Origin of the sequence: Virgibacillus sp. M23, assembly GCF_034190895.1 — a bacterium.
In the GTDB taxonomy this organism is placed as follows: domain Bacteria; phylum Bacillota; class Bacilli; order Bacillales; family Amphibacillaceae; genus Virgibacillus; species Virgibacillus salarius.
Genome location: NZ_JAWDHA010000016.1, coordinates 63918 through 72634, shown reverse-complemented (window position 1 = coordinate 72634; position 8717 = coordinate 63918). Strand labels below are relative to the sequence as shown.

The 8717-nt window shown below is 37.3% G+C and carries 5 protein-coding genes, 1 pseudogene and 1 other annotated feature; of the genes and pseudogenes, 4 read left to right on the top strand and 2 right to left on the bottom strand.

Annotation, left to right across the window (positions count from 1 at the left end):
* Positions 1–573 precede the first annotated feature (573 nt).
* Entirely contained in the window at positions 574–3567 is a 2994-nt protein-coding gene (locus RVS70_RS08810) for a transglycosylase domain-containing protein (RefSeq protein WP_026681462.1), read from the bottom strand.
* A 119-nt stretch (positions 3568–3686) separates the two neighbouring features.
* Positions 3687–3898: a binding site (T-box leader), on the top strand.
* A 91-nt stretch (positions 3899–3989) separates the two neighbouring features.
* Here RVS70_RS08810 and tyrS point away from each other — a divergent pair.
* Together tyrS and RVS70_RS08800 are read left to right on the top strand one after the other, a co-directional pair.
* A complete protein-coding gene (gene tyrS, locus RVS70_RS08805) occupies positions 3990–5258 on the top strand; it encodes a tyrosine--tRNA ligase (protein ID WP_026681461.1) in 1269 nt (422 codons plus the stop codon).
* 267 nt (positions 5259–5525) lie between these two features.
* On the top strand, positions 5526–5696 hold the full coding sequence (locus RVS70_RS08800) for a hypothetical protein (RefSeq protein WP_226983528.1): 171 nt from the start codon (positions 5526–5528) through the stop codon (positions 5694–5696).
* 113 nt (positions 5697–5809) lie between these two features.
* Here RVS70_RS08800 and RVS70_RS08795 read toward each other — a convergent pair whose 3' ends face one another.
* Positions 5810–7051 carry a hypothetical protein gene (locus RVS70_RS08795; protein WP_321132895.1) on the bottom strand — a complete coding sequence of 414 codons (1242 nt, stop codon included), beginning with the start codon at positions 7049–7051 and terminating at the stop codon, positions 5810–5812.
* 299 nt (positions 7052–7350) lie between these two features.
* On the opposite strand from RVS70_RS08795, the gene RVS70_RS08790 reads away from it, so the two are divergent.
* Entirely contained in the window at positions 7351–7749 is a 399-nt protein-coding gene (locus RVS70_RS08790; RefSeq protein ID WP_026681459.1) for a hypothetical protein, read from the top strand.
* Positions 7750–8050: 301 nt separating this feature from the next.
* A pseudogene (locus RVS70_RS08785) lies at positions 8051–8231 on the top strand (IS5/IS1182 family transposase); the annotation flags it as partial.
* Positions 8232–8717 lie beyond the last annotated feature (486 nt).

The following is an 8717-nucleotide window of genomic DNA, read 5'->3' as shown; positions in this document are numbered from 1 at the left end:
GACAAACCCCACGGAAAGGGAAGTGGGCAGCCGGAGTGGTGGTCAAGCAAGCAGTAGCTATTATTCCATAATAGCTACTAGAGGAAGCGTAAATCTGAGCATTTAGTGATAAGGACTGAGCGAATTTAGCTCAGTTTTTTTTTAAAGATAAGGAGTTATAAAATTAGCCCATGTGGATAAATAGGCGCTTGTTGAGCAGCTTCCAGCTCCAGCGCCCAGAAACTAGGTGACTTCATGAATCGCCCCCTAAACTAAGTCATCATCGGCTCGCAAGCTCACCGTGATTCCTTTAACTCCGTTGGCTCACTCCAGTCGCTACGTTTCTAATCGGGCGCTTGCGCTTGTGGGTTTCCTGTAAATGAATCAGATAATGTAAATATTGTAAGTTGATCCCATATAATCTTCCTTGAGCTGATTCCAACTTTATCCTACCTTGAAGTGAGGTTTTTTTATAAACACCTATAAGCAAGGGAAGGTCTAAACCAATAAAAAAGCTTGCAAAGCATTTCGCTTTGCAAGCTTTAAAGAAAAGTAATGGGGGACTTTAGCCAAGTTCCTGACAAATACTGACGTCTAATTCATAGTTGCTTCAGGTATACTATTGTCAGTTGGAGTTTCTTCTTTATCTTCATCCCTAGGGACGGTATCCTCGTCATTATCTTTTTTGTTCGAATCAGGATCTTTTTTATCCGTATCCTTATCATCAACTGGTTTCTCGTCTTCTTCTTTATTCTTGTCCTTATCTTTAACAGTATCTTTTTCTTTACCTTTATCTGGTGTTTCTGGTTCTTTTTCTCCTGTATCACCAACGAGTAATTCTTTCGATGCACCTGATTCAAGACCGAAATAATCTACTGCTTTGACATGGTACCTAGCATCACCAGTGCCTATGTTAAAATTAGTTGAGGTTGTGCTGCCTACTAATGTGAATTTTTTACCTGGTCCAGTTGCCCGATAAATTCGGTAGCCAACAACATCCTTGCTTCCTGACTTCTTCCAAGTTAGTTTCTTTCCTGATTTTTTAAGAGATGTTGGTGCGCTTGGTGCCTTTCCATCATCCTTTAGCATGTCACCGGCGTCTTTATTAGGAGCGCTAATTTTTTCCCATTTCTCTGTAGCAATGTTAGGAAATAGCTGGCTAATATCTGCTAATTTATCATAACCATTCCGTTTTAAGAATTCTGGATTAAATGCTAGACCATCACCTTTAGTAAACTCACTTGGGGTATTTGGGCCGGCAACTACTGCTTTACCGTCTACCATAACAATACTTCCAGTAATTAAGCTATCATCTTTCTTTGTAGGAACGAATTTGGCATTAAATAGATCAGACCTTACTAAACCAGCTTTTTCACATAGCTCCGATGGCAGCATTCCAGATATGGCGCAATAGCTTCGCTGGACGATTCCACCTGGACGTTTAAAGCTATTTGTCGGTGCTAGTAGCTCTGGATCAATGGCTGTTGCTTTATTCATTAATTGCGCCCATAACTTCATATTTCGTTGGCTGTAGCTTAGAGACGTACTCGAATTATAAATGGAATGCGGCGTTTTATATCCGATCCATGTTCCAAAGGTTACATTTGGATTTGTTGCAACAAACCATGCATCCTTGTAATCCGTTGATGTCCCGGTTTTACCTGCCCAATCCACGCCACCATAGCTTAGTTGGCCATTAAGAAAGCGGGCGGTTCCACTTGATATGACATCTCGCATCATATCGATAGTTAAATAATTGGTCTGTGGTGTAAATACATCTACTGGTTTTGACTTATGCTCATAGACAACCTCACCATCATTTGTCGTGATTTTTTCTATCATGTAAGCATCTGCGAACTTGCCATTGTTTCCTAAGGTTGCGAACGCATTAACATTCTCTTCAACCGATACATCCATCGTCCCTATTGACGCGGCAGGACCTGTATAATCTATTTCTTTCAGTGTGGTAATCCCCATTTTTTCTAAATATTTTTTTGCGGGATTTAAATGCAGTATTTTGGAATAGACTTCCGCCGCAGGAATGTTGTAGGACTGAGCCAATGCAGTTCTTGCTGAAACAATTCCATGAAAGCCCCCTCCATAGTTTCCTGGCTTGCCAGCTGGCCAACCTGGTAATGGTTTTCTTATATCTGCTAATACGCTACCAGGCTGGATTTTACCTTCTTCCATTGCTGGTGCATAGTCAAGTATTGGTTTTATCGTACTTCCTGGTGAACGGGTAGCCAACGTTGCATAATTGTATTGACTATCTTGGCCAAATTCACGACCACCAACAAAACTAATAATTTTACCAGAACTATTTTCGATTAACATGCCACCAGTTTGTACTTTTTCCGTAACCTCTACAGTTTCTCCATCAACGGTTTTCGTAAATGTACGATCAGGTCCATAGTACTGATAATTTTTTACGATATCCTGCCACTCTTCATAAATCTCTTTATTAATTGTTGTATGGATATGATAGCCGTTCACGCGTAGATTTCTTGAAGCGATCGATTGATATTCTTTTTCGAGATCATCATCTTTTGCAAGATCTTCTTCCGTATAACCATCTTGTTTAGCAAGTTGAGTAGTAAGAATTTCCTTGGCTCTTTTTTCAACTTCAAAGGTTAAGTACGGGTATTTTTCAATTGGTGACTTTGATTTACCTGTGAAATCTTTAGTTATATCATAAGCCATTGCCTCTTCATATGCTTTTTTTGTAATATATTCTGATTCGTACATCCGGTTAAGTACGGACTTCATTCGATTGATGCCTCGTTCTAAACTTTTCCCCTCTTTTAAATTCCCATCGCTAGTGAATGGAGTATAGGCAGAGGGGCTTTGTGGAAGTCCTGCTAAATAAGCTGCTTGGGCTAGATTTACATCCTTAGCGTCTACGCCAAAAACACCTTGTGCAGCTGTTTGAACTCCTGCAATATTATTTCCGGATGCATCTCGACCATATGGCACAATATTTAAGTATGCTTCTAAAATTTCATCCTTTTCAAAGAATCGTTCTAGCCGGAGTGCAAGTAAGATTTCTTTTGCTTTACGTTCAAACGATACTTCATTTGTTAAAATTTGATTTTTAATGAGCTGCTGTGTCAGCGTACTTCCACCAGTTTTTACATTAGAATTAAGTGCCTCTTGTAATACTGCACGTAAAATTGCTTTGGGGACAACTCCTTTATGCTCTTTAAAGTATTCATCTTCTGTAGCGATAACAGCATCAAGTAAAGTAGGGGAGATGTTCTCCAATGTTGTTTCTTCACGATAAAGATCCGATCGGACATCTCCAAAATATTTATCTCCTGCAAAGTACAGCTTGGACGTTTCTTCGTAGTTGTATATATCCTGTTTCATTACTTCATAGGATCTGACAGGTTCATCCTTCACTAGCGAAGCAAAATATCCTGCTCCCACTCCACCGGCAAAAAACATACCAATTAGGCCGATAACAAGAAAAAATAGGATAACATTCCAAACGACACTATATGAAATACGTGAAGTAGTCTGGATTTTTCCCGTTTTCCAAATAGATTTGGCTTTTTCAAAATATGTATGAAGCCGTTCTTTAAAATTCATGGCAAAACCTCCTAAATTCCTTATTCATTATAGCATATTCACTATTTAGGGTATATTAAATTTTGATTTATTATTGCTTTTATGAAATGAATATGATATGAATATATAGTAATAGGATAAACGATGCTGAGAAAGAACGAAGTAGTTTTACAAATCCCTATTTAGAGAACTGGCGGTTGGTGAAAGTCAGGAATATTTGTAAAATGAATTACATTCTGGAGCATTTTCTTTATGGTGTAATAAAGAAACGGTGGCGACACCGTTATCAATCCCAAGTGGCAAGCAATTGCAACAAGGGTGGTACCGCGTGTGAATATAACTCGTCCCTTTTTGAGGGAGGAGTTTTTTTATTTTTTTCATTGGAGTAAGCAGTACAAGCATATTGAGCTAGAAAGAAACAAAAATGATGGAGTGTGAAGGAATTGAATATTTTACAGGATCTAGAAACAAGAGGACTTATTAACCAAGTAACGGATAGAGATGGTTTACAAAAGCATCTAGCTGAAAATGAGGTTACATTATATTGTGGGTTCGATCCTACTGGTGATAGCTTGCATATTGGACACTTGGTGCCAATTACAATGCTAAAGAGATTCCAAAAGGCGGGACATCGTCCAATTGCTCTCATCGGTGGTGGTACGGGAATGATCGGAGATCCAAGTGGACGTAATACAGAGCGTTCCCTAAATGAAAGCGACGTAGTGAAAGGGTACAGTGAAAAAATTAAACAGCAAATTGCTCGTATTCTTGATTTTGACAAAGGAGAAAATCCAGTAGTTGCAAGAAATAATCATGATTGGTTAGCAAGTATGACTGTTATTGACTTTTTAAGGGATGCTGGTAAACATTTTGGCATCAATTACATGCTTGCAAAAGAATCGGTATCTGCGCGTATTGAACAGGGTATCTCGTATACAGAATTTAGTTATATGATTCTGCAATCCCTGGATTACATGAAATTAAATGAAGAAGAAGGATGTACGTTACAAATTGGTGGAAGTGACCAATGGGGAAATATTACCGCAGGAATGGAACTAATTCGTCGTTCAAGAGAAAATGAAAATGACGAAATAAATGTTTTTGGACTAACTGTTCCATTAATTACGAAAGCGGATGGTACTAAATTTGGTAAAACAGCTGGAGGAGCAATCTGGCTTGACCCAGAAAAAACATCTCCATATGAATTTTATCAATTTTGGTTAAATACAGATGATCGTGATGTTATCAAGTTTCTCCGCTATTTTACATTTATTTCTGAAGAAGAAATTGCAAGTCTGGAAGACGAAATTAATACGCAACCAGAAAAGCGCGTAGCTCATAAGCGGTTAGCTGAGGAAATGACGCTGATTGTTCATAGTAAAGAAGCATTAGAACAAGCACAAAAAATATCAGCATCTTTATTTAGTGGAGATATAAAACAACTTACAGCAAGTGATATTAAACAGGGATTTAAAGATGTACCAACGTATAAAGCAGAATCGAAAGATATGAATTTAGTTGATCTACTGGTTGCTGCTAAAATCTCTCCATCAAAGCGACAAGCACGTGAGGATATAGCGAATGGTGCTATTTATCTCAACGGGGAACGTCAGCAGGACGTGCAATACGACTTGCAAGTGGATGATCGTATTGAAGATACATTTACTGTTATACGCAGAGGAAAGAAAAAGTACTTTCTTATTACGTTTTAAAAAATAATAGAAGCAATAAGTATTGTAAATTAATGATTAGTTTGAATAGCTGTCGAGAAATTCTTTTCGGCAGCTATTTTGTGTGTCCGGCTTCCCTTGGCTGCTACCATTTGGTATATATGGAGATATGCTAAAAGGGTGTAGAAGATACATCAAATAGTATCATTGGCGTGGATAAGGATAGTAGAGGGAGGCAGCTTCATGCTGTATTTACAAGCAGACATAAGTACCTGCTCATTTTTGTAGCAACCAGCTTAGGGTATTTTGTTGACGAATCTTATTTTTCCAACATCCGGCATATTAATGGCAAGTCTCGCTGTAGCAAATGTGCCATGGACGAAGTGGGGAAGGAGGGTTTTACCACTATTTTTAATTTGGTTAGTCATTGCCATTCTGACGTTGACAATTGGTGTATGGATTGATTGGGGACCATTTTAGAAAAAAATAACGTAATGAAAAACGATAAATCCATATGGAATTTCAAATCCTACATGGATTTATCTATATGCTTTTTTCCAGCCTATATAGTTAGGAGGTACAATTTGCCTTCTTTAGATGGTTTGTGACTCTACAGTAAACCCAACTACAGAACATAGGGAAAAAGCAAAAATCTCTGAGGGATTCATTAGATCATCGACAAGAAAAACAAAACAGTCTTTTACGTTTAGTACATATAAAGATAGTGGAGTAGTTAAGCCAGTTATTGATATGTTGACAAGTATTCCAAATCGCGCAGCACATGCAAGCTCATCACCCATTGCTTTTGCGCAACGAGGACAATTACAGTCTTTCTGATGGTCATCACCATGTTCGTTCATTTCACGAGCAACATCTATTATAAAATCTAAAGCATTTGGGCTTTCTGTAGAGTTTTCCGCTCTTATTCCAGCAATATCGCACAGTTGCACAGTTGTGCTGGGAATTACTTCAGGTTGTGAGGCAGGTTTAAGTTTAACGATACAGCAGTCAATAATATCGGTGATAGTCTGATTTTCAATAGGGTTGCTTAGTGATGTTATGGATGAGATGTATAGATCTACTTGCTTAGCATCAGTATCCGTAGTTGTGATCTGAAAAGATTGTAACATTTCTAGTAAATTACATGAACATATGGTGCAATTGTCACAATCAGGTGAACATTTCCTGTTTTTGCATCGTTTGCATTTACACTTATCTTTACGATCATCGTGTGGTGGGAAAAATGGAAAGGGAACACAATCACCACATTTTACATTTACAGTTACTCCGTCCACATCAACAGGAGTTGATATGGTTTGATCATTTTCCAACGGAGATATATTTGTATGTCCTTCATTAATTTGATCTCCATTTCTTTGGTCACCATGCTCCTGATTTTGAATTTGCGGCCCTTGATCTTGATCACCCTGATTTTGGATTTGACCACCATGTCCTTGTCCTTGCTGTAGTTCTTGATTGCCTTGGCTCTGTTCTTGATCCTGATCACCAAACCCCTGTCCTTGCTGTTGCTGCTCGTCACCTTGACTTTGTCCTTGGTCCTGATCGCCAAATCCTTGCTCTTGCTGTTGCTGCTCATCACCTTGACTTTGTCCTTGGTCCTGATCGCCAAATCCTTGCTCTTGCTGTTGCTGCTCGTCACCTTGACTTTGTTCTTGGTCTTGATCGCCAAATCCTTGCTCTTGCTGTTGCTGCTCGTCACCTTGACTTTGTTCTTGGTCCTGATCGCCAAATCCTTGCTCTTGCTGTTGCTGCTCATCACCTTGACTTTGTTCTTGGTCTTGATCGCCAAATCCTTGCTCTTGCTGTTGCTTCATATCTTTATGACATTGACATTCTAGCTTATGAAAACATTTTTTACAGAATTGTCTTTTACATGGAGACTCTCTTTTGCAGTCACAATGTTTAAAATGTTTACAGCACTCATTACAAAAATCGAGCGAGTTTTTCATGATTTTCTCTCCCTTAATAGACATTAATCGTTATGTACAATGTATTCAGGGGGAGTATTCACTGTATAGACACTTGTTCAGAAAATATAGAATGCTTAGGTGTCACATCACTATATAGTTACATATGGTAATGATATATCAAACTTTAGGAGGATGGATTGCTCATGGATCATACGGAACAAGATTCGATGGGGGCAAAAGAAGAAAGTAAGTTTCAGTATAGTAATCAGTCAAAGCAACTATATGGAGAAGCTATTCAACAATATAAAGCAGATTTAATAAATCTGATGAAAGCACAAAAAGATGAACTTAAACAGAATTTAAAAAAACAGAGGATGGATCTGAAAAATAAGTTGAAGGAAATAGAGGTTACATCTTTGGAGGATGATATACGTGAAAGTAAGTTAAATGAGAGTATGGAAAGCTTAGAAATTAGAATTATGGATTGGCTTAAGGATCAGTTAACATCTTTGTCTAACTCTCTAAAAGAAGAAAATATGCTGATGGAAGAACGTTTAAAAAGAGAAATAGAAGCACTTCAGAGGTATAACGAAAAGGAATAGGTGAAGTTAATTATATAAAGGTTTGGGACATTTAGAAGGATTGGTAAATAAGTGAGTAAGTTATTCTCAATCTATGGTTATGAATTAATTCATTATCAATGCCGATTGTTAAATAGGGTCACCGTACAATTTATTTTCTAATAATTTCACGTGAATACATCACGTTTAAAAGGGGCTGGAACAAAACCCGAGTAAAATAAAAATTCGTGGGACGACATCTTAATGTGGAGTCCCAATATTTTTTTATGATTAATTTCAAAATTTAATATAAACAAAAAGGATCCCCTTTGATAGAATTAAAATGGTTTTGCCTTTAGATTTAGAAATAAAATTGGATAAGGATGATATTGCTTCACCGTGCATGATATGGTTGAACAATACCAGATGATGCGTTTACTAGTTTTTCGCATGACACAGGCTGCCCCGCTTATTACCCCAAAATGATGATGAAAATTATTCTATGTGCTTATACGCAATCGGTGTTAATATTAATAACGATATAATAAATTTTGTAAACCATGCTATGTATTTTGCTCTCCATAAGAATGGGCAAGTATTGTCCCTCATAGTCTTGAAGTTACCACCACTATCTGTATTTGGCATTTAATGAATGCTATATATGGCAGTATATTTTTTGAATAAAAAAGAGAGCCAAAATATGCAGAAGTGAATTAGAGCTTGCAAATTTTAGACTCATTAATATTACTATTTATTGTGGATAGCACCCAATTGCACTACCTAATCTTTGCACGTTGTACTGTGCAATAACAATAAAACAAAAATAAGCGAAAGTTGATAAACACATCCGCTTATTTCTATATCGTTATTTATGCATTGTTACAATAATCTCTATACTGTCCAAAAAAATCGTTTATATATTATTTTAGTATAAAATTAGAATAACTAATATGTCTCAGCCTGCTCGAATAGGTTATCGAAGACATTATAATATAGTATTGTTTACTAAA